This is a genomic window from Brevundimonas sp. P7753, assembly GCF_013386595.1.
Taxonomy (GTDB): domain Bacteria; phylum Pseudomonadota; class Alphaproteobacteria; order Caulobacterales; family Caulobacteraceae; genus Brevundimonas; species Brevundimonas bullata.
In genome coordinates this window covers 1-20,037 of sequence record NZ_JACARP010000099.1, presented here as the reverse complement: position 1 = coordinate 20,037, position 20,037 = coordinate 1, and the positions used below count along the sequence as shown (strand labels likewise).

General features: G+C 67.8%; 20 protein-coding genes. 9 read left to right on the top strand and 11 right to left on the bottom strand.

Annotated features, from left to right (window positions below; translation table 11 throughout):
- Positions 1–1,046: DUF2793 domain-containing protein (locus tag HX774_RS16415; protein WP_178828530.1), on the bottom strand; the 1,046-nt coding region annotated here is incomplete at its 3' end.
- A gap of 217 nt (positions 1,047–1,263) precedes the next feature.
- Between HX774_RS16415 and HX774_RS16410 the strand changes: the two genes are divergently transcribed.
- Positions 1,264–2,223: an endonuclease/exonuclease/phosphatase family protein gene (locus HX774_RS16410; protein ID WP_218650477.1), complete on the top strand. Its 960-nt coding sequence runs from the start codon at positions 1,264–1,266 to the stop codon at positions 2,221–2,223.
- Here the strand turns inward: HX774_RS16410 and HX774_RS16405 are convergent.
- From HX774_RS16405 to HX774_RS16380, 6 genes are read right to left on the bottom strand one after another with little or no spacing between them, the layout of a single operon-like run.
- Complete coding sequence (locus tag HX774_RS16405) at positions 2,198–3,403, bottom strand: CCA tRNA nucleotidyltransferase (protein ID WP_178828528.1); 1,206 nt, start codon at positions 3,401–3,403, stop codon at positions 2,198–2,200. The genes HX774_RS16410 and HX774_RS16405 overlap by 26 nt on opposite strands.
- Complete coding sequence (locus HX774_RS16400; RefSeq protein ID WP_178828526.1) at positions 3,400–4,062, bottom strand: CoA pyrophosphatase; 663 nt, start codon at positions 4,060–4,062, stop codon at positions 3,400–3,402. Before HX774_RS16400 ends, HX774_RS16405 begins: the two co-directional genes overlap by 4 nt.
- Complete coding sequence (locus tag HX774_RS16395) at positions 4,059–4,610, bottom strand: DUF1285 domain-containing protein (protein WP_178828524.1); 552 nt, start codon at positions 4,608–4,610, stop codon at positions 4,059–4,061. The genes HX774_RS16400 and HX774_RS16395 overlap by 4 nt, the downstream gene beginning before the upstream one ends.
- 48 nt (positions 4,611–4,658) lie before the next feature.
- The gene (locus tag HX774_RS16390; protein WP_178828522.1) at positions 4,659–5,168 is read right to left on the bottom strand and encodes a GNAT family N-acetyltransferase; all 510 of its coding nucleotides are present in this window, start codon (positions 5,166–5,168) and stop codon (positions 4,659–4,661) included.
- A gap of 51 nt (positions 5,169–5,219) precedes the next feature.
- Positions 5,220–5,996: an enoyl-CoA hydratase gene (locus HX774_RS16385; protein ID WP_178828521.1), complete on the bottom strand. Its 777-nt coding sequence runs from the start codon at positions 5,994–5,996 to the stop codon at positions 5,220–5,222.
- A complete protein-coding gene (locus HX774_RS16380) occupies positions 5,993–7,069 on the bottom strand; it encodes an MBL fold metallo-hydrolase (protein ID WP_255500504.1) in 1,077 nt (358 codons plus the stop codon). Before HX774_RS16380 ends, HX774_RS16385 begins: the two co-directional genes overlap by 4 nt.
- Before the next feature lie 145 nt (positions 7,070–7,214).
- Here HX774_RS16380 and HX774_RS16375 point away from each other — a divergent pair, with 145 nt between their 5' ends.
- From HX774_RS16375 to HX774_RS16360, 4 genes are all read left to right on the top strand, one after another.
- Entirely contained in the window at positions 7,215–8,150 is a 936-nt protein-coding gene (locus HX774_RS16375) for a hypothetical protein (protein WP_370523730.1), read from the top strand.
- Positions 8,151–8,258: 108 nt separating this feature from the next.
- A complete protein-coding gene (locus tag HX774_RS16370) occupies positions 8,259–9,044 on the top strand; it encodes an exodeoxyribonuclease III (protein ID WP_178828519.1) in 786 nt (261 codons plus the stop codon).
- 3 nt (positions 9,045–9,047) lie between these two features.
- Positions 9,048–9,563: a hypothetical protein gene (locus HX774_RS16365; protein ID WP_178828517.1), complete on the top strand. Its 516-nt coding sequence runs from the start codon at positions 9,048–9,050 to the stop codon at positions 9,561–9,563.
- A gap of 84 nt (positions 9,564–9,647) precedes the next feature.
- The gene (locus HX774_RS16360) at positions 9,648–10,568 is read left to right on the top strand and encodes a cobalamin biosynthesis protein CbiG (RefSeq protein ID WP_178828515.1); all 921 of its coding nucleotides are present in this window, start codon (positions 9,648–9,650) and stop codon (positions 10,566–10,568) included.
- A 52-nt stretch (positions 10,569–10,620) separates the two neighbouring features.
- On the opposite strand, the gene HX774_RS16355 is transcribed toward HX774_RS16360, so the two are convergent.
- The 3 genes from HX774_RS16355 to HX774_RS16345 all read right to left on the bottom strand — a co-directional run bounded on the left by HX774_RS16355 (position 10,621) and on the right by HX774_RS16345 (position 15,314).
- Positions 10,621–12,507, bottom strand: a complete 1,887-nt coding sequence (locus HX774_RS16355; RefSeq protein WP_178828513.1) for a CocE/NonD family hydrolase — start codon at positions 12,505–12,507, stop codon at positions 10,621–10,623.
- 210 nt (positions 12,508–12,717) lie between these two features.
- Positions 12,718–14,415, bottom strand: a complete 1,698-nt coding sequence (gene recN / locus HX774_RS16350) for a DNA repair protein RecN (RefSeq protein ID WP_178828511.1) — start codon at positions 14,413–14,415, stop codon at positions 12,718–12,720.
- Between the two features lie 83 nt (positions 14,416–14,498).
- A complete protein-coding gene (locus tag HX774_RS16345; protein WP_178828532.1) occupies positions 14,499–15,314 on the bottom strand; it encodes an outer membrane protein assembly factor BamD in 816 nt (271 codons plus the stop codon).
- Positions 15,315–15,555: 241 nt separating this feature from the next.
- Here HX774_RS16345 and HX774_RS16340 point away from each other — a divergent pair, with 241 nt between their 5' ends.
- The 4 genes from HX774_RS16340 to pth all read left to right on the top strand — a co-directional run bounded on the left by HX774_RS16340 (position 15,556) and on the right by pth (position 19,084).
- Complete coding sequence (locus HX774_RS16340) at positions 15,556–16,491, top strand: ribose-phosphate pyrophosphokinase (RefSeq protein ID WP_178828509.1); 936 nt, start codon at positions 15,556–15,558, stop codon at positions 16,489–16,491.
- 95 nt (positions 16,492–16,586) lie between these two features.
- Positions 16,587–17,618 (top strand): hypothetical protein, encoded by a 1,032-nt coding sequence (locus HX774_RS16335; protein WP_178828507.1) that lies wholly within the window; start codon positions 16,587–16,589, stop codon positions 17,616–17,618.
- A 146-nt stretch (positions 17,619–17,764) separates the two neighbouring features.
- On the top strand, positions 17,765–18,379 hold the full coding sequence (locus HX774_RS16330) for a 50S ribosomal protein L25/general stress protein Ctc (protein ID WP_178828505.1): 615 nt from the start codon (positions 17,765–17,767) through the stop codon (positions 18,377–18,379).
- A gap of 87 nt (positions 18,380–18,466) precedes the next feature.
- The gene (gene pth / locus HX774_RS16325; protein WP_178828503.1) at positions 18,467–19,084 is read left to right on the top strand and encodes an aminoacyl-tRNA hydrolase; all 618 of its coding nucleotides are present in this window, start codon (positions 18,467–18,469) and stop codon (positions 19,082–19,084) included.
- Between the two features lie 253 nt (positions 19,085–19,337).
- Here the strand turns inward: pth and HX774_RS16320 are convergent.
- Positions 19,338–20,037 (bottom strand): DUF4139 domain-containing protein (locus tag HX774_RS16320; RefSeq protein ID WP_370523728.1); only part of this gene is annotated, 700 nt, incomplete at its 5' end.

Here is a 20,037-nt window from a genome sequence, read left to right as displayed (position 1 = left end):
GCCCCGCCCAGGCCCGAGGCGGCGTTGCCCGTCGCCCCAGCCCTGCCGCCCTCGCCGGTCAGCAACAGAACGCTCCCGGCAGAGACCGTGGAATTCGCTCCAGCGCCGCCGCCGCTCCCGCCCGCCCCGACCACCACGGTCAAGGCGCCTGAAAAGCCGTTGACCGGCCACAGCCCCGAAACGACGCCGCCGGCACCGCCGCCCCCGCCGCCGAAGCGCGTGGTTCCAGGGGTCCCGGCCGCGCCAGCGCCCCCGCCGCCGCCGCCGCCGACGCAGATCGCCTCGATCCAGCGCGCCCAGGCGGGCGGGGTCCAACTGCCGCCAGAGGTCAGCACCGTGGTCTCACGTCGCGTCGCCCCCTGAGAAAACCACAGCCGCCCGCTCGTGCGATCCACCGAGAAGGCGTCGTGCCAGGTTCCGCCGTCGGCGCTGACCTTGAGCCTAAGGTCGTCGTCGCCGACCAGACCCAGTTCGGCCCGGCCGCCCCAGCCGCTCTGGAACAGCAGGGACAGGACATCGCTCGCCCCCTGCTTATTGAAGGTGAAGCGCAGGTCGCCGTCCCCGCCGCTCTCGCTCTCCAGCGCCGTCCACAGCGCCTTGTTCAGGCGCGCGGCCACGATGTTGGTCGCGTCCGCCTCCGTGTTCACGCCCAGACGGGTCAGGTTCTGCAACACGGTCACTGGCTCGACCGCCCCGGCGGAGACCGACGCCCAGACCCCGGCGCGGCAAACCAGAACCTCCTCGCTGTCCAGCACGACGGCCAGCAGACCGTCCGGCGCCGGGACCACGATCCAACCCCCGGCCTCGGCGCGCATCAGGCTGCCCGCCGGTCGCCCGCCCCAGTCCGCGCCGGTCGGGTCGGATGGCAGGATGTAGAGCGCGCCGTCTGCGGGCGCGGCGGGTTGGGCCGTCACCGTGCGGCTGACCACCGCCGTCTGGGTCAGGGCGTCCAGACGCGTCAGCGCCTCGTTCAAGGTTACGTGTTTCTGCAGTTGTCCGGCGGCCAGATAGGGCAGGCCCAGCCGCGCGCTGGCGTCGTCGCTCATCGAATGATCTCCAAAGATTGGAGGACCAGTCTGCTCAGCCTCGCCGCCCCGGCGCGTTGAAGGGACGCAGCGCACGTCAAACCCGGTAAATCCCCGGCATTGGCCCGCCAGATTGTGCGTGAGGTTCCCCGTCGAGCACGCAGCCCTCGACACGCGCCGCTCCGGTCGGATAGGCCAAGAGCGCGGTCCGCCGCGTTTGCTCCGCGAGGACGTCCGTTTGATCTCACCCTTGAAGGCCGCGATCCACCTGGCGGCGCTGGGCCTACTGGCCGCGCCCGCCGCCGTCGCCTTGGCGGCGCTGTCCCGCATCGGCCACCGCTGGACCGATATTCTGGCCCAGTTCCCAGCCCCGGCCTTGGCCGCGACCCTGGTTCTGAGCCTGATTTACGCCCTGTTGCGGCTGCGGCCAGCCATGATCGCGAGCCTGGCTGTCACCGCGCTTCTGATCCTCGCCGTCTGGCCCCAATGGTTCCCTCGCGGCGGCGCCCTGCCCCGCGAAGGCGCGCCGACGTTGACCCTATATTCCGCAAACCTGTGGGCCTGGAACAAAGACGTGGCGGCCATCACCCGCTCCATCGCCGAGGCCGACCCCGACATCGTGGTGTTGGTCGAGCTCGGCGACGCGCCCTCGGCCCAACTGGATCGCGTGCTGGCGGGCTATCCCCATCGCGTCCTCAACGCCCGCGTGGACCGGCCCAGCGGCGCGGCGCGCGCGGCCATCGCCTCGCGCTATCCCCTGACCGCTGTCGCCGACCGGCCCGACGGCCTGGTCTCGGTGGCGGCGGTCGCCCAGACCCCGCTCGGCCCCGTCAACATCATCGGCGCCCACCTGACCCGGCCCTGGCCCTTCCAGTACCAATGGGGCCAGATCAATCAGGCGACGGCCCTGGCCGCCATCCGCCGCGACATGACCGGCCCGGTCATCGCGGCGGGCGATTTCAACAGCGTGTCCAGCGCCCGGATCGGTCGTCAGATCCAGGCCGAGACGGGTCTGATCCCCGCCCCCGGCTGGCCCGGCACCTGGCCCTCGGCGGCGCCCGCAGCGGTCGGCATGACCATCGACCAGGTCTGGCGCTCGCCCGATCTGGCCCTGCTGGAGCGCAGGCTGGGCCGCAAGACCGGCTCGGACCACCGCCCGGTCGTCACCCGCTTTACGCTGGCGGCAGAAGCGCCCTGAGCCGATCCTCGTGGTCGTGATCAGGGAAGTCGTCCGCGATCCAGCCGTCCTCAAAGGCCTTCAGCACCCGCCCTGTCTCCGGCCCCGGCTTCAAGCCTAGCCGCGCCAGATCACGCCCGCCGACCGGCAGAGACGGCCGCGCCCAAGCCTGCGCTAGAGCCACCAGTCGCCGCGCGCCGCCAAGATCGCCGCCCGCCGCCCAGGCCCGCATGACGCGGTCCTCGAAGGCCTGACGCCCGTCGCGATAGATGATGGACCGCGCCTGGGCGTCGGTCAGGCGCGTCGTCGCCTCGCCGCTCACGGCCTCGATCAGCCGGTCACGTTGAGCATTGGACATGCGCAGAGCGCGCGCAATCTCGCCCACGCGCGCCGGATCATCTGGCAGCAGGGCCGACAGTCGTAGCACCGCATCCCCGCTCAAGTCCGTCATCGCCTCGAACAGCGTCAGGTCCGCAGGTCCCGAAAGCACCCGCCCCAGCACCCCCGCCGCATCCATCAGCCGCACCGCCGGACGCGGATCGGGCGCGGCCAGCAGCTTCAGCAGTTCCTTGGACACCCGCTCCGCCGACAACTGCTCGACGCCCTCGGCCAGGGCCGCACAGGCTGCCACCGCCGCCGCATCGGGCGCGCCCCGCCCGTACCAGGCATAGAACCGATAGAAGCGCAGAATACGCAGATAGTCCTCGCGGATGCGGCCCTCGGGTTCGCCGACAAAGACGATCCGCCCCGCCAGGGCGTCGTCAAAACCTTGGCCTGTGGGGTCCAGAATGACGCCGTCCGCATCGGCATAGAGGGCGTTCAGCCTGAAATCGCGCCGCCCCGCGTCCTCGCTCCAGTCCGTGGTGAAGGCCACCGTGGCGCGTCGCCCGTCGGTCGAGACGTCCCGGCGCAGGCTGGTGATCTCAAACGGCTGATGCTCCGAGATCGCCGTCACCGTGCCGTGCTCGATGCCGGTCGGGACCGATCTCAATCCCGCCGCCTTCAGCGCCGCGACCACGGCGTCGGGCGTCAAGGTCGTGGCGATGTCGATGTCGTCGATGGGCGCGCCGATCAGGGCGTTGCGCACGCAGCCGCCGACGAAGCGGGCGCAGTCAGGCCCGCCTGCCGCCGCCAGCGCCGCAATGACCGCCCGCGTCGCCGAGGCCGTCAGCCAGTCCTGACCTTGCAGCCGATGGCTCACGCGGCGTCCTCGGCCGCCGCCGACAGGGGCTCGATTTCGTCGCCGTACAGCCGCCCGAACAGACCCTTCAGAATGCCCGCCGTCACGCCCCAGATGTAGCGTTCCTCGAACGGCATGGCCCAGAACCAGCGTCGTGCGCCGCCTTCGGGATCATAGAAGTCGCGGCGGTGATTGACCGGGTCCATCAGGAAGTCCCACGGCACCTCGAACACCTCGGCCACCTCGTCCGGCGACGGCTTGACCAACGGCGCGGCGGTCAGCCAGCCGACCACCGGCGTGACCAGAAACCCCGTCCCCGTTTCATAGGGATCGCCCATCCCCAGCAGTTCGACCACGCCAGGGTCCAGCGAAACCTCTTCGAAGGCTTCGCGCAGGGCCGCCTGTCCCGCCGTCTCGCCAGGGTCCAGCCGTCCGCCGGGAAAGGCGATCTGGCCGGTGTGGCTGGCCAGACTGTCCGAGCGCCGCGTCATCAGCACCGTGGGGCCGTCGTCATGCATGATGATCGGCACCAGAACCGCCGCGGGCCGCAGTTCGCGCGTCGGCCGCGCCGCGCCCGGGTTCAGGTCGTAGTCCGAGCGGATGGCCGTTCGCTCAGGGCTCCAGGACTCCACCGGGTCCAGACGGGCCTCCAGCCGCGCCCTCAGACTGTCGCAGCTCATTCCAGTTCTCCCAGAACGAAGGCCTCGCCGCCGGACCGCACCCACAGTCGCCCCTCCGCCGCCTCGGCCAGGTCGACCAGCTCATAGAAGACCGGCCGCGCGATCCGCGCCCACAGGTCGGCCCGAACATGGACGCGCGGCGCCGGTTCGCCAGTCGCGGCGTCGGTCTCGACAATGATCGGATGGTCCGCCCCGGCCTCGACCACGTCGCCGACATCGGTCGTGAAGCGCAACACGCCGTCAACCGCCTGCATCGTGATCGCCCGGAACGGCAGGTCCTCGACCCTGATCTTCAGCTTCTCGACGGGCGTGACCAGATGATAGCCGTCCGCGTCCTTCCTCAGCACGGTCGAGAACAATCGCACCAGTTCCGTCCGACCGATGGGCGAGCCTTCGTGCATCCACACTCCGTCGGCGCGGATAAGGATGTCGATGTCGCCGCAATGCTCGGGATGCCACAGATGCACCGGCGGCAGCCCGCGCCCCGGCGCCTGACGCGCGGCTTCAGCCACGCTGGACAGGCCCGACGATGTCTCTGGGTTCGTCATGAGCGAACTATGGGGCGCGTCGCCCGGCAAAGGAAGGTCGAACGGCCCTCAGGCGACCGGATGAACCGGACCGACCGGCGCCACGTCCGTGATCGGCAGCCACATGATCCGACGTCGATCCACCGGCCCGCTGAAGACGGCGTCTGGCGCGGCCACAAAGCCGAAGCGCGAGAAATAGGGCGGGTCGCCGATCAGCAGAACGCCATCCAGTTTCGTCGCCCTGGCCTCTTCGATGCAGGCCTGCACCAGTTCCGCACCCAGCCCGCCGCGACGGCTGGACGCATCAACGGCGATGGGACCCAGAAACACCGAGCGCGCCTCGCCCGCCATGATCGACCACAGCCGTACCGAGCCGATCAGCCGCTCGCCCTCGAAGGCGGTGAAGCCGACAGCCAGTTGAGCGGCCTCCCGCAGCCGCTCCGCCGTCTTGGCGAACCGACCGGGACCAAAGGCCGCCAGAACCAGGGCGTCGATCGCCGCCGCATCCCCCGATCGTTCTCGCTCGATGCGGACGGGGGCGGCGGACTCGACGGAGACTGGGACGGCGACGGCGTTCATGCGCGGCGCCTAGCCCCCCAGCCCCCTCGAATCAATCGCGTTTGCGAGAAATCAGCCGGCTTTCGAGAAATCCGGGGCCCGTTTCTGGCTGAAGGCCATGAAGGCCTCCATGGCTTCAGGGCTGCGCATCTGCGAGCCAAAGGCTTGGGCTTCGCGCTGCATCAGACCCCACAGAGCCTCGGCGTCGCGCATCAGGGCCTTGGTCTTGCGGATCGAGTTGGGCGCCCGCTGGGCCAGCTTGTCGGCCAACTGGCGCGCCGTGGCGTCGACCTGATCGGCCGGAACCGCCCGGTTGGCCAGGCCCCAGGCCAGGGCCGTCTTGCCGTCGATGGCCTCGCCCAAGGCGAACAGCTCAAACGCCCGCTGATGGCCGATGGTCGCCGGCAACAGCAGCGACGACGCCGCCTCGGGCGCCAGGGCCAGGTTGACGAAGGGAACCGACAGCAAGGCGTCCTCGGCCACCACCACCATGTCGCAATGCAGCAGCAGGGTCAGGCCAATGCCTACGGCCCGTCCCCGCACCGCCGCCACCGCCGGCTTGTCCAGATCGGCCAGGGCCTTGAGAAAGCGGAACACACCCATCTCGACCAGATCGCCGCTGCTCTGAGAGCCCAGGGCGATGAAGTCGGCGATGTCGTTGCCGGCCGAGAAGGCGTCCCCCTCGCTGCGGAACAGGACCACACGCACGGCGTCGTCCACCTTGGCCCGCTCAGTCGCCTCGGCCAGGGCCGTGTACATGGCCTGGGTGATGGCGTTCTTCTTGTCCGCCCGGTCGAAGACGACCGTCAGGACGCCGCCGTCCAGTTCGACCTTGATGTGTTCGCTCATTGCGCCGCCTCCGTCAGTGTCCACCAATCGACGCCCGCCTCATCACGGTCACGTCGGGCCCGCCCCTCGCGGGCCAGATAGTTCAGATGTGCGATCGCCTCGCCCGTCGCCATGCTCAGCACCTCGTCGCCCACCGGGCGCGCGAACAGGGCCGAGAAGACGTCAACGGCGCGAGACGGCGTCTTCAGCGTCCGCTCCAGCCGCTTCAATGCGGTCTCATGCCCCCGGATCAGGGCCTCCAGCCGGGTCGTGACGCCGTAAAAGGGCTCGCCGTGCGACGGCAGGACGAACAGGTCGCCCGGCAGCCGAGCCTTCAGCGCCTCAAGCGAGCGCAGCCATTCGCCCAGGGGATCGCCCTCGGGCTCGGTCGGCCAGACGGAGACGTTCGAGGAAATGCGCGGCAGGATCTGATCGCCGGACAGCAGGACGCCGTCGCGCTCACGCCACAGGCAGACGTGCTCGGGGCTGTGTCCTTCGCCGACGACGACGCGCCAGTCGTCATCGCCGATACGCAACACATCGTTTTCCGTCAGACGCAGATAGGCCGAAGGCATGGCCGCCACCGCCTTGCCGAAACCGCCATAGCCGGTGCGCCAACGGGCGATCTGCTCTTCGTTCCAGCCCGCGGCGCGATAGAAGACCGCGCCCTCGTCAGGGGCCGGCCGGCCCTCGTCGGCGATCAGCATCCGCGCCGTCACATATTCCAGCCGCGACATCAGCAGCGGCGCCTCGAACCGCGCGCACAGCCAGCCCGCCAGTCCGATATGATCGGGATGCATATGGGTGCAGATGACCCGCTTGACCGGCTTGCCGCCCAGCGGCCCGACAAACGCCGTCTCCCAGCCCTCGCGTGAGGCGCTGGTTTTCAGCCCGGTGTCCACCAGGGTCCAGCCGTCGCCGTCCGCCAAGGCGTAGACATTGATGTGGTTCAACGTCATCGGCAGCGGCAGACGCAGCCACAGCACGCCCGGCGCGACCTCGATCGCAGCGCCGGCCTCTGGCGGCGGCCCCGACGGATAGGTCAGGCCGCGCAAGGTCGTCGCCGCCTCGTCACTCATCACGCCGTCCGCCAAGTCAGTCTCCAATCGCAACTGATCGACATAAGCGAATTGCGCCCTTCAGGTCCAGCGGCGCAATCCAAGGCGACGGCCGCGCTTGACCGCTCATCCCTGGAGCGTCATGGATTTCACGATTTCTTGAGGCGGAGGAGCCCCTTTCGTGACCATCAAACATTTGAGCCAGACCCTGTGCGTCGCGGTCGCCCTGTCGCTGACGACGCTCACCCCGGTTCTGGCGGCGTCGCCCATGGACCAGCGCGCCCAGCGTGAACGCGCTATCGAGGACGACTCAGCGAACCAAAACCGCTCGCGTCAGGACCGCCGTCGCGGTCGTGAAGCCGCGCCCGATCCGGCTGCCGCCCTGGCTGCGGCGCAAGGCTTCCTCGCCGCAGCCAACAAGGACTGTCAGGCGACCGAAGCCAAGCTGCTGGGTCAAACCGCGGAAAAGATCAGCCTCTACGAAGCCGTCTGCGCCACCGGCCCCGGCTATATCATCATCGGCTCCACGCCGCCTGAGGCGCTTGATTGCCTGGTCCTCGCCTCTCAGGCCGACAAGAAGCGGCAGGCGGACCCCGCCGCTGACGTCGGCACCGTGTGCACCCTGCCCGCCAACGACAACGCTCTGGCGGTCTTCACCGCCTATGCCCAGGAAGCCGGCCTTCCCTGCCAGGTGGATCAGGGCGCTGTGGTCGGCGCCACATCGGACGGTACGCTGGTGTACGAAATCGGCTGCGTCGGCGTCGAAGGCTATCATATTCAACGCTCCGCCTCCGGCTGGGAAAAAACCGAGTGCCTGCAGGTGCTGGTCCAGAACGCCACCTGCGCCTTCACCACCCCGACTGAGCAGGCCGCGACCGTGAAGTCGTGGTTGGCCGGAACGGACGCCGCCGCTTGCGACGTCCAGCAGGTTCGCCTGATGGGCCAGAACGCCAACGGGCGCTTCTATGAGGCCTCCTGCGCTGCTGGCGACGGCTTCATCGCGCGCACCGACGCCGCGCACGCCGTGCAGCAGATCTATCCCTGCGCCGTGGCTGAAAAAATCGGCGGCGGCTGCAAGCTGACGACGACGCCTCCGGCTGAGACCCCGCAAGCCTAAGCCAGGCCTGATCGTCGAACGAACAAGACGCCGCCGGAGCGATCCGGCGGCGTCTTTGTTTTCACCAACCCCTTCACGGTGAACGCGGCTAGCCTTAGCCTTAAGGCCATGCGCATCGCCACCTGGAACGTAAACTCGGTCAACGCCCGCCTGCCGACCGTGCTGGCCTGGCTGGAAGCCGCCAATCCTGACGTCGTCTGCTTCCAGGAGATCAAATGCGTGGACGAGAAATTCCCGCGCGAGGCCTTCGAAAGCCTGGGCTACAACGTCGAGACCCACGGTCAGAAGACCTATAACGGCGTCGCCATCCTGTCGAAGCACCCCCTGTCCGACATCCGGCGCGGCCTGCCCGGCGACGACGCAGACGAACAGGCCCGGTATCTGGAGGCCGTCGTCGAGGCCCCGGTTCCGGTGCGCGTGGCGTCCATCTATCTGCCCAACGGCAATCCCGTCGGCACCGAGAAGTTTCCCTACAAGCTGGCCTGGTTCCAGCGTCTGCACGACCACGCCAAGGCCCTGCTGGCCTATGAAGAGCCGTTGGCCCTTTGCGGCGACTACAACTGCATCCTGACGCCCGACGACGCGGCCAAGCCCGAGGACTGGGTCAACGACGCCCTGTTCCAGCCGGAAACGCGCGCGGCGCTGAACGCCATGAAGTGGCTGGGCCTATCGGACGCCCACGAGCTCGGCGGCGAGCCCGAGGGCACCTACACCTTCTGGGACTACCAGGCCGGCGCCTGGCAGAGGAACAACGGCATCCGCATCGACTACGCCCTGCTGTCGCCCCAGGCCGCCGACCGTTTCCGGGCCATCGAAACCCACCGCGAGGCCCGCGACATGGACAAGCCCAGCGATCACGTGCCCGTCGTGGTCGACCTCGACCTGGACGCCTGACCCATGGGCGAGACGTTCAGGGTCATCCTGCTGATCGCCCTGACCGCCGCCTTCCTGACGACGGGCGCCCTGATGCTGTCCTGGTGGATGGAGCCGGAGCGGCGGCTGAAGCGGGCGCTGATGAAGACCTTGGGGGGCAAGGCCGACACCGAGGCCCTGTCCCCGGCGCAGGGCCGCGCCGCCGGTCTGGATTTCGAAGGCGGTCAGGTGGTGGTGCTGTGGAAGCGCGGTTCACAGGGCCTGGTTTACGCCTTTGACGAGGTCGAGGGCGGGGAGATCATCGTTGATGGCCATGTCGTCGCCCGCGCCCGACGCGGCGCGGTGCGCAAGGATCTGGACATCGTCGTGCCCGAGGCGGAACAGGTGGTCTTACGCCTCATGTTCGACGATACGCGCAATCCGGAGTTCGAACTGGCCCTGTGGAACGCCGACCTGCCGGCCTCGACCGGCTCTCCGTCCGAGGCGCTGCGACTGGGGCGCCGCTGGTTGTCGCACGTCGAAGCCCTGATGAAGCGCTGATCGCCCTTCGCGCCCCCCTTCCCGGCCTCGTCGTGGAAGGCTAGAAGCCGCCTCTACTGTTTACCGTGTTTTCAGGAGCCCGCCGTGGCCCGTCTCTTCGACGCCTACATCATCGCAGACTGGACCGCCGCCGAAGGCAAGAAGCTGGGCGAGCAGACCCTGTGGGTCGGCGTCGCCAAGCGCGACGTGCGTTTCCGCCTCTATACCGAGACCCACAACGTCGCCACGCGCGCCGAGGGCGAAGCCCTGATCGCCGACCTGCTGGCTGAACACAGAAAGCGCGGCGACCGCGTCCTGGTCGGCTTCGACTTCGACTTCGGCTTCCCCGCCGGCACGGCTGCGCGTCTGAAGCTGGACGGTCGACCGTGGGAGGCCATGGGCAAGTTCCTGGCCGCCAACATCGTCGACAAGGCCGACAACACCAACAACCGCTATCAGGTCGCGGCCAAGATGAACCGTCTGATGACGGATCAGCCCTGGCCCTTCTGGGGCGCCCCCGCCAGCCAGGCTCAGCGCTGGCTGACCACGACCAAGCCGCCCGAAGGCGCCGGCGCCGACATCCCCGAATTCCGCGCCACCGAAGTCGCCGCGCGCAAGGACAAGCTGCCGCCCAAGAGCGTCTGGCAGATGCACGGCGCGGGCGCCGTCGGCGGCCTGACCCTGCTGGGCGTGCCCATGCTGCGCCGCCTGCTGGACAAGCTGGGCGCCTCGGCCGCCGTCTGGCCCTTCAACACCGGCTGGCGTGAATTGACCGAGGCCGACGTCGAACCCCTGTCGGCCGTCGTGGTTGAGGTCTGGCCCGCCCTGTTCGACGCCAAGCGCAAGATCAACGGCGAAGGCGTCAAGGAATACAAGACCCAGGCCCAGGTCCGCACCGCCGCCGAAGCCTTCGCCCAGATGGACGACGCCGGCACGCTGCAAAAGGCCTTCGCCCCGCCGAAAACGGCCGACGAGACCCTGGTGGCTCAGGTCGAAAGCGAAGAAGGCTGGATCCTGGGGGTCTGAAGACCGGGCCTCAGACGCTCCTTGCCGGCTCAAGGCAAGGAGCGTCGCCAGCCTATTTTAGAACCGGCAGCTCGATATAGGACGCCTGATCGCCGGCATGGTGCACGGCGTTGTCTGCGACCACGCCGCTATTCTCCGTCTCGTTCGCTCCCCCCGTGTTCAGGTTCCGCACGAACTTGGGGAAGTTGGAGCTGGTCACTTCGACCCGGATACGGTGGCCGGGCTGGAAGGTGTTGCTGATGGTCATTGGGGTCGGCTGAACGGTCGCCACCTCCCCCGGCGTCAACATGGCGGGCCTATCGAAGCCATTGCGATAGCGGGCCCGGATGATGGTGTCGCCCAGGATGTAGGCTGTGCCGTCAGGCGCCACATCCACCAGCTTGACCGCATAGTCCGTGTCCGGCGCCGAGGAAGACACCTTCAGCACGGCGTCGACAAATCCAGTCACCTGCATCGGCTGTGTCAGGACGTCCGACGTATAGACCAGCACGTCGTTTCGAGCCTCGATCTGGCGCTGGTCATAGGCCCCCGCGAGAACCAGACCGCCATTGCAGCAGTCGCCGCCGCCGATAGTCTGAACCGGATTCATCGGATCATAGCGATATCGGTCCGGCGCCTCGCCTGCGGGCGGGGCCTCCAGGCTTAGACGGCCATCGCCGTTCAGGCTGTTGGCCCCACCACTCGAGCGTAGGTACATACGCACGGTCTTGACCTCCGCGGGCGGCCATTGCGCCGCCGACCGCCAGCGGTTCTCGCCCATGTTGAAATACTGGACGTGCGGCGTGCTTTCCGAAAACGCTCCGCGCTCGCCCTTCAGCCAGCGGTCGAACCAGGCATGAACCATGGCGTCGCTGTCAAAGCTGGCGTCACCCAGATCGCGATCACCCGATCGGAAATTCGGCCCCAGTGCGGCAAAGGCGCAGTGGTTGTTCGGCCCGACCACCACATACTGATTGGCGGCCGCCTCTGCATCTTGGGTGGTGGAGCGCGCGTGGTTGAACAGCTCCATGTTCGGCCCGATCGAGACGTCATACCAACTGTTGAACCAGAGCGACGGCACGCCCCAGCCCATGTCGTCGTGATAGAGACCGCCCTCCCGCCAGGCCGGGTCCGCCGGCGTGCGCGCGATCAGCGTTTCGAAGGTCGCCGGCGGCTCGCCCAGATCCGCCAGCATCTCGCTGACGGGCAGGTGACGGATCTGGCTAGACCACTTCACCTCAGGCTTCTTGGCGTCCAGATCGTTGTAGCGGACGATGCGCGCCCGCTCTTCCTGATCCAGGCCAGAGGGAATCTGTGCACGCTGCGGATTGTCGACGCCATACAGCCAGATGAAGAACAGGTTGCGCGGCACGCCGCCGGTGTACCAGTTGCCCTGTTCCTGGAAGCGACCGACCTTGCCGATCCCGGCCGCCGCCGCCTGCGGCACCATGGCGGCGTGAGCGGGATGGTTCTGCGCCGCCAGGGCCAGTTGCCATTCAGCCGACGACGAACAGCCCAAGGTGCCGACCTTACCGTTCGACCAGGGTTGCGCCGCGATCCATGTCAGTGAGTCATAGCCGTCCGTCTGCGGATAGCCGAGGATTTCATACTCGCCCTCCGAGAAATAGCGCCCCCGCTCGTTCTGCACCACGAAGGCATAGCCACGGCTGACCCAGGTCAGAGCGTTGCGCGTGGTGCGCGGACTGTAGGCCAGTTCGTTGTAGGGCGTCTTCCACAGGATGGTGGGCAGAGGCCCTTTGGCGTCCTTGGGTCGATAGACGTTGGTGGCCAGGCCGATCCCGTCGCGCATCGGCGCCATGACGGCCATGTCCACAATGGCGATACGCCCCAGCTCGGTCTGAGCCGCCGCATCGCTGTATCTTCCATAGTCCTGCGCCGACGCCGCCATAGGCGCCATGGCGATCACCCCGGCCACGACAGCCGCTACGATCCTGTTCATGTCTCGCTCCCCCTCGACCTGAAGACAGCAAGATAGGTCCGGTTGGCCAAACGCAGCAACCTCGTTCTCAGAGCGTCAGCCGGTCAGACCCGCGCCTCGCCCGTGATCTCGACGTACATCCGGGCGATCTCTTCCTGAGTCGGGCAGGTCTGCAGCTAGTCCCAACGGCTCCCCCAAGACAGAAGATTGAAAGGCTAAGCTTTGTAAGCCCTAGCCTATCAGCACCCGCGCCGCCGCCCGCGCTTCATCCGTGATCTCGGCGCCGGACAACATCCGGGCGATTTCTTCCTGACGCGGATGGGGTTCCAGGACGTCGATAGAGGTGCGGGTGTGGCCGTCGTGGTCGGCCTTGCGCACCTTCCAGTGGGCGTGGCCGCGTGAGGCGACCTGAGGGCTGTGGGTGACGACCAGGACCTGGGCCCCGTTCGACAGGCGTTGCAGACGGCTGCCCACGGCCTCGGCCACGGCGCCGCCGACGCCCTGATCGACCTCGTCAAAGATCATGACCGGCTGACGCTGGTCTTCTCGGCTGGCCAGAGCCGCCTTCATGGCCAGAGCAAACCGGGCCAGTTCGCCGCCCGAGGCCACGGTGTCCAGGGGCCCGAAGGGCGTGCCGGCGTTGGTGGCGACCTCGAAGCGTACCGTCTCGACGCCCAGAGGCCCGCGACGGCCTTCGATAGGCTCCAGGCTCACGCGGAAACGGGCGCGGTCCAACTTCAGCGGCCCCAGCTCGCCCATGACGGCGGCGGTCAGGCGGTCGCCCGCCGCCTCACGCGCCGAGGTCAGCAGCATGGCGGCCACGTCATAGGCCTCGATCGCCACGGCCACCTCCCGACGCGCATTGGTCAGGGCCTCGGCGCCATTTTCGATCAGACGCAGTTGTTCACGCAGACGAACGCGCAGGCTCGGCAGGGCGTCGACCGTCGTGTTCAGTTTTCGCGCGGCGGCGCGCAGGGCGAACAGCCGCTCCTCGGCCTTGTCCAGACGCCCCGGTTCGAAGTCGAAGGCGTCGGCGGCGGCGTCGACGGCGGCGACGGCTTCCGTCGCCTCGACCAGGGCCCGGTCCACCGCCTCGGCGGCCAGACCCAGCTTGATGATGATAAGGTTGTCGCCCTCGGCGCCCGCCTGCACCGCGCGCTGGCGGGCGTGTTCGACGGCGCGCAGGGCCGAGGCCAGACGCTGGCTCAGCTTGTCCCCGCCCAGCAGGTTGCGGGCGTCGGCCAGATCGGCGACGGCCTTTTCCGAGGCGCCCAGGATAGCGCGTTCGCCAGCCAGTTCGGTCTCCTCGTCCGGCTGAGGGTCCAGGGCGTCAAGGTCGGCCAGGTTGAGGGCGATCTCCTCGGCCTTGGCGGCGGCTTCGGCGGCGGAGGCTTCCAGCGCATCCAGACGCCCTTGCGCGGCCTTCAGCCGTTCAGCGGCGGCGGCCACGCCCGACAGCTGGGGCTGCAAGCCGCCATAGTTGTCCAGCAGGGCGCGGTGGGTCTTCCAGTCCAGCAGACCGACCGTCTCGTGCTGACCATGCACCTCGACCAGCAGGGCGCCGATCTCGCGCAGGGCCGTGACGCCCGCCGGTTGGTCGTTGACGTAGGCGCGGCTGCGGCCGTCGGCCGAGACGACACGGCGCAGGATCAGCTCCTCGCCCGGCGCGACCTCGAAGCCGCGCTCGGCCAGCAGGTCGATGACGGCGGCGTCGTCGGGGGCGGTGAAGACGGCGGTGGCGACCGCCTGCTTGGCGCCGGCGCGCACCAGCCCGGCGTCGCCGCGTGCGCCCAGGGCCAGACCCAGGGCGTCGAGAATGATGGACTTGCCGGCCCCGGTCTCGCCGGTCAGCACGGTCAGGCCTTCGCCGACCTCCAGGTCGAGGGCGTCGACGAGGACGACGTCACGGATCGAGAGTGTGGTCAGCATGCGCCAGCTTGATTCGACTTTACAGCCCAGTGTAGCCGGAAACAGAAGGGGAACGCAGCGTCTTTCCGCAGTTCCCCCTCAGATCAGGCCCCGCCGGGGATGATCCGCTGCAGCCAGCTTTCACGCTTGGCTTCCGGCTGGACGTCCGGGCGCTGGCCGCGCTCGGTCAGCAGGGCGTAGGCATCTGCATACCAGGGGCTGCCCGGATAGTTGTGGCCCAGGACGGCGGCGTTGCGGGTCGCCTCTTCGGTCAGGCCCAGGGCCACGTTGACCTCGACCAGACGATACAGGGCCTCGGGCGTGTGCGAACTGCGCTGGAAGGCTTCGTTGTTGATCACGGCCTTGTAGCGGTTCAGGGCCGCCAGCGGCTGGCTGGCGCGCTGATAGAAGCGGCCCACGGCCATTTCCTTGCCGGCCAGCTGGTCGTTGACCATGTCGATCTTGATTCGGGCGTCGGTGGCGTAGGCCGTATTGGGATAGCGACGCGCCACGTCGCGCAGACCGACCAGAGCGGCCTCGGCATAGCCCTGGTCGCGACCCACATCGACGATCTGCTCGAAATTGCAGATGGCGCGCATGTAGAAGGCGTAGGCCGCCGACGGATTGCCGGGGAAAAGGGCGATGAAGCGGTCAGCCGCCGCAATCGCGTCCTGATAGTTGTTGTTCTGATAATAGGCGTAGACCTGCATCAGGATCGCGCGGCGCGACCACTCCGAATAGGGATGCTGGCGTTCGACTTCCTGGAAATAGTCGATGGCGTCGGACCAGCGCTTGGACTGCAGGCGCTGATAGCCGGTGTTGTAGAGCGCCTCGACCGGGCGCTCTTCATAGGCCAGCTTCTGACGGGGCTTGGTTCCGGCGCAGGCGGAAACCGTCAGGGCGGCGACGGCGACCGTCATCAGGGTCAGGCCGGAACGGAACTTCGAAGCGGGCAAGGGCGACCTCTTAAGATGCCTTGGTCACAGCGCACCCCCGGTGCGCCGCTGTCGTTACGGCGACCTCTATAGCAGCGACTGCGACCATGCCAATGCAGCGAAATCCGTCATGACGGGTTGATGCAAAGCGATCCGCTGCTAAAGAGCGCGTCCAGAAACGACTGCGCTCATTGGCGCAGCGATGACGGCAAAAGGATGACCGGTAATGAAGCTGCTCTCTGGCAATTCGAACCGGACTCTGTCCCAGGCCATCGCCAGCCACCTCGACATGCCGCTGACCAAGGCTCAGGTGAAACGATTCGCCGATAACGAGGTTTTCGCCGTCATCGAGGAGAACGTCCGCGGCGAGGACGTCTTCATCATCCAGTCGACCTCCTATCCGGCCAACGACAACCTGATGGAGCTGCTGATCATGACGGACGCCCTGGTGCGGGCGTCGGCGCGGCGGATCACGGCGGTCATGCCCTACTTCGGCTATGCGCGTCAGGACCGGAAGACCGGCGGGCGCACGCCCATCTCGGCCAAGCTGGTCGCCAACATGATCACCCGCGCGGGCGCTCACCGCGTCCTGACGATGGATCTGCACGCCGGTCAGATCCAAGGCTTCTTCGACATTCCGACCGATAACCTGGTCGCGACCCCGGTGCTGGCCCAGGACATCAAGGACCACTATCCGCGCGGCGACGACCTAATGATCGTTTCGCCCGACGTCGGCGGCGTGGTGCGCGCCCGTTCGCTGGCCAAGCGCCTCGACGCCGATCTGGCCATCGTCGACAAGCGCCGCCCCAAGGCGGGCGAAAGCGAAGTCATGAACATCATCGGCGACGTCGAAGGCCGCCGCTGCATCCTGTTCGACGACATCGTCGATTCGGGCGGCACCCTGGTCAACGCGGCCCAGGCCCTGATCGATCGCGGCGCCACCGAGGTCTCGGCCTATATCAGCCACGGCGTCCTGTCGGGACCGGCGGTTCAGCGCGTCACCAACGGCCCGCTGAAGGAGCTGGTGATCACCGATTCCATCGAACAGCCTGACGAAGTTTTGAAGTGCGGAAAGATTCGCACCGTATCCGTGGCCCCTCTGATCGGCGAAGCTATCCGCCGCATCGCCAATGAGGAATCGGTCTCGAAGCTGTTCGATTAACCTTCGAATAACCATTCCCTCAGCGATATAAGACGCTTCAGTATTCTCGGGCGCGCTTCTGCGCGCCCCGCGTTCGATTAGAGGGAAGTTCGCCGATGTCCCAGGCCTTCTTGCGCCGCGGCCTGTCCGTCGCCGCCATCGCCGCCGCCGCCATTCTGGCAAGCTGCTCGACGCCGGAGCCGGTCGCGCCGCCGCCGCCGCCGCCGCCGCCCCTGCCGGCGGTAAGCCTGAACGAGAGCGTGGCTCAGGCCGCTGCGATCTACGTCTCGTTTGTGCGTGAGGTCGGCACCATCCAGGCCGGCTTCCCCGACGCGGAATCCATCCAGACCGCGATCCGCAAGGGAGCCGCCTATGAGCCGGCCCAGCTGTCGCGCGGCATGATCGCCTACGGTTCCATCCTGGCGCTGCAGTCGCCCGAATATGTCGCGGGGGTGCGCCAGTTCGGCTCCACGCCCGCCCTGCGCCAGCAGATGATCGCCAGCATCGTGGCCGACCCCGCCTATGCCGCCACCCTGCCCGGCGCAGACGCGGCAGCCGGTCTGATCACAGCGACCATGGGCAAGGACATCGCCTCCCTGACGGCCCTCGCCGAGGCCGTCGAAGGCGACGCCTATACGATCCAGGAGCGCCGCGATCCGCGTCGCCGCTGGGCCGTCACCCCCATCGCCAACCGGGATACGCGCCTGCAGAGCGCCAAGACCCTGTCGGCGGCGCAACTGCCGTCCGCCGAGGAAAGCGCCCGTCTCTTCGCCGCCGCCAACAGCGGCACAGGCCTGAACCTGACCCCGGCCAAGCGCAGCGCCCCCTTCACGCCCGCCATGGTCAACTCCCTGGCCATCGCCGCCCTGGCCGCCCTGGGCGCCGCAGGCGACGACGCCAAGCCCAATACGGACGCGTTGACGAACGAATCAAACAACGAATTCTGCACCAGCATGTCCAAGCTGATGCTGTTCCAGTGCCTGGCCGCCTCGCGCCCCAGCTATGAGGACATGTTCTGCGCGGGCCGCCACATCGTGCGCGATCTGGCCATCTGCACGGCCCAATATACGGGCCCCATGCCGGTTGCGACGACGCCGACCGTGACGGTCGCTGAAACCAATCCCACGCCGGGAAGCGGCATGAGCTGAGGCGATGGCGGGCTGAAACCGACCGGGGCGGTTGCGTCCTCCCCCTGATCCGTGTAATAGCCCGCCCTCTTGAATTCGAGGGTTCATGACCCCGCTGCGCGGGCCCCGGTTGGCGCGGCGTTACTGTTGTTATTGAGGCGAGCCCGATGGCCGAGATCATTCTGAACGTTGACGTCCGCGAAGGCGCAGGCACCGGCAGCGCACGCGCTGTTCGTCGCTCGGGCGCTGTGCCTGGCATCCTGTACGGTGGCGACAAGGCCCCCGTCTCGATCTCGGTGAACGAGAAGGACTTCCGCAAGTCCCTCTACACCGGCAAGCTGCTGGGCCACCTGGTGACCCTGAAGTACGGCGACGAGACCCAGCCGGTCATCGCCAAGACGGTCCAATTCGACCCCGTGTCGGACCGCCCGCTGCACTTCGACCTGATGCGCGTCGACGCCAACGCCCCGGTCAAGATCGAGATCGCCGTTCACTTCAAGAACGCTGACGAGGCGCCCTTCACCCGCGCCGGCGGCATGCTGGAAATCGTCCGTCACTCGGTCGAAATCCTGGTCGCCGCCGACCTGATCCCCGACGAGCTGGTCGTTGACCTGAAGGGTCGCGAAATCGGCGAGAACATCCGCATCTCGGACATCGACCTGCCCAAGGGCGCGACGACGGTCATCGCCGACCGCGACTTCATGATCGCCACGATCAAGAACTCGGCCGCTGGTCAGTCGGACGCCGGCGACACGACCGCCGAAGGCGAAACCGAAGCCTAAGGGTTTTCTTCGTCGGAAGATTTCAGCCCCGCCCGGTTCGCCGGCGCGGGGCTTTTCTTTGCCCGGATCAGCGGGCATGAGGTCCGCATGATCATCATCGCCGGTCTGGGCAATCCGGGCCCCAAATACGAAAAGAACCGCCACAACATCGGCTTCATGGCCGTGGACGAGATCGCGCGCCGCTGGCGCTTCGGTCCTGAGCGGGCCAAGTTTCAGTCCATCGTCAGCGAAGGCGAGGTCGACAGCGCCGACGGCCCGGTCAAGGTCCTGCTGATGAAGCCCCAGACCTATATGAACGAGAGCGGCCGCGCGGTCGGCGAGGCGGCGCGCTTCTACAAGATCAAACCCAGCGAGATCATCGTCTTCCACGACGAGATCGACCTGGCCCCCGGCCGTTTCCGCATGAAGACCGGCGGCGGCGCAGCGGGCCAGAACGGCGTCCGCAGCCTGATCAGCCACCTAGGCGCCGACTTCCGCCGGGGCCGCATGGGCGTCGGCCATCCGGGCGAGAGCCACCTGGTCATGCCCCACGTCCTGGGCGACTTCCACAAGGCCGAGAAGCCTTGGCTGGACGCCCTGCTGCAAGCCTGCGCCGACGCCCTGCCCTTCGCCGCAGCCGGCGACGACGAACGCTATCAGGGCGAGGTCATGCGCCTGGCCCCCGCCCCCAAGTTCAGCCCCAGGCAGGCGGCCAAGGGGGAGTAAGCCCCTCTCCCGATGGGAGAGGGCTTGAGCGCCCGAGAGCCGGAGGCGATCGGCTGCGCGAAAGGGTGAGGGTTCGCGGCTCCAGTCGGCGTGAGCCGTAGCGATGTCTGCGTGAAAACAGCCGGGAAGCGCGCCCACGTTCGAGCGACGGCTTTCAGCCGACATCGACCGTCGCCCCTCACCCTTTCGCCTTGCCAGTCGCTGCGCTCCTGGAGGCTCAAGCCCTCTCCCATCGGGAGAGGGTGGCCATTCCTCAATCCGTCGTCGTCCACGCCGCCTTCAGGACCGCCGCGCCATTGGCGGGCACGGTCAGGGTCCAGACCGGATAGCCCGTGTCGTCGATGCGGCTGCGCACCGACTGGCTGCGGATGCGGAAGCCGCGCGACATCGCCGCGTCGGCGACCAGTTCGACGGTGACGGGCTCGGCGCGGGCGTTGGTGACGGTGGTCTCGATCTCGGAACGGTCCGTCGTAACCGCTCCGCGCGTCGAGCTGGTCGACTTCACCAACCGCGTCTGCACCCGCACGTCGAGCGATTCGCCGAACGACAGACGCACCGGCAGACCCACGCCCTTGTCCTCGAACCGATCCTGGCCGGCCAACAGGACACCGCCCACCCCGTCCGGCTGCATCACCGCCACCGAGCCGCCCGGCAGGGCCACGCCCAGCCCGGCAGCTTCCTCATTCCTGAGCTTCAACACGATGCCGCTCGGGCGCGCTTCTTCGTCGTTGTTCAGCACGCTGGCGCGATAAACCCGCTCATAGGCCACGCCTTCCCGCTCCAGGAAGCGCACCTGCTTGGTCTGGCGCGCCGCCACCGTGGTCGCTTCCGGCAGGGTGTAGATCTTGTAGTCGCCCAGCTCACCCTGACGCGCGACGCGATTGGCGGTGACGACGACATCCTCCATCGCCTCCTTGGCCATCATCCGCATCATGGGAGCTGCAGGTGGGGGC

Coding starts and splice junctions, on each gene's coding strand:
- HX774_RS16400 (WP_178828526.1), bottom strand. CDS start 4,062: ATGAGCTGCGACAGTCTGAGGGCGCGGCTGGAGGCCCGTCTGGACCCG.
- HX774_RS16395 (WP_178828524.1), bottom strand. CDS start 4,610: ATGACGAACCCAGAGACATCGTCGGGCCTGTCCAGCGTGGCTGAAGCC.
- HX774_RS16390 (WP_178828522.1), bottom strand. CDS start 5,168: ATGAACGCCGTCGCCGTCCCAGTCTCCGTCGAGTCCGCCGCCCCCGTC.
- HX774_RS16385 (WP_178828521.1), bottom strand. CDS start 5,996: ATGAGCGAACACATCAAGGTCGAACTGGACGGCGGCGTCCTGACGGTC.
- HX774_RS16370 (WP_178828519.1), top strand. CDS start 8,259: ATGCGCATCGCCACCTGGAACGTAAACTCGGTCAACGCCCGCCTGCCG.
- HX774_RS16365 (WP_178828517.1), top strand. CDS start 9,048: ATGGGCGAGACGTTCAGGGTCATCCTGCTGATCGCCCTGACCGCCGCC.
- HX774_RS16355 (WP_178828513.1), bottom strand. CDS start 12,507: ATGAACAGGATCGTAGCGGCTGTCGTGGCCGGGGTGATCGCCATGGCG.
- recN (WP_178828511.1), bottom strand. CDS start 14,415: ATGCTGACCACACTCTCGATCCGTGACGTCGTCCTCGTCGACGCCCTC.
- HX774_RS16345 (WP_178828532.1), bottom strand. CDS start 15,314: ATGACGGTCGCCGTCGCCGCCCTGACGGTTTCCGCCTGCGCCGGAACC.
- HX774_RS16340 (WP_178828509.1), top strand. CDS start 15,556: ATGAAGCTGCTCTCTGGCAATTCGAACCGGACTCTGTCCCAGGCCATC.
- HX774_RS16335 (WP_178828507.1), top strand. CDS start 16,587: ATGTCCCAGGCCTTCTTGCGCCGCGGCCTGTCCGTCGCCGCCATCGCC.
- HX774_RS16330 (WP_178828505.1), top strand. CDS start 17,765: ATGGCCGAGATCATTCTGAACGTTGACGTCCGCGAAGGCGCAGGCACC.
- pth (WP_178828503.1), top strand. CDS start 18,467: ATGATCATCATCGCCGGTCTGGGCAATCCGGGCCCCAAATACGAAAAG.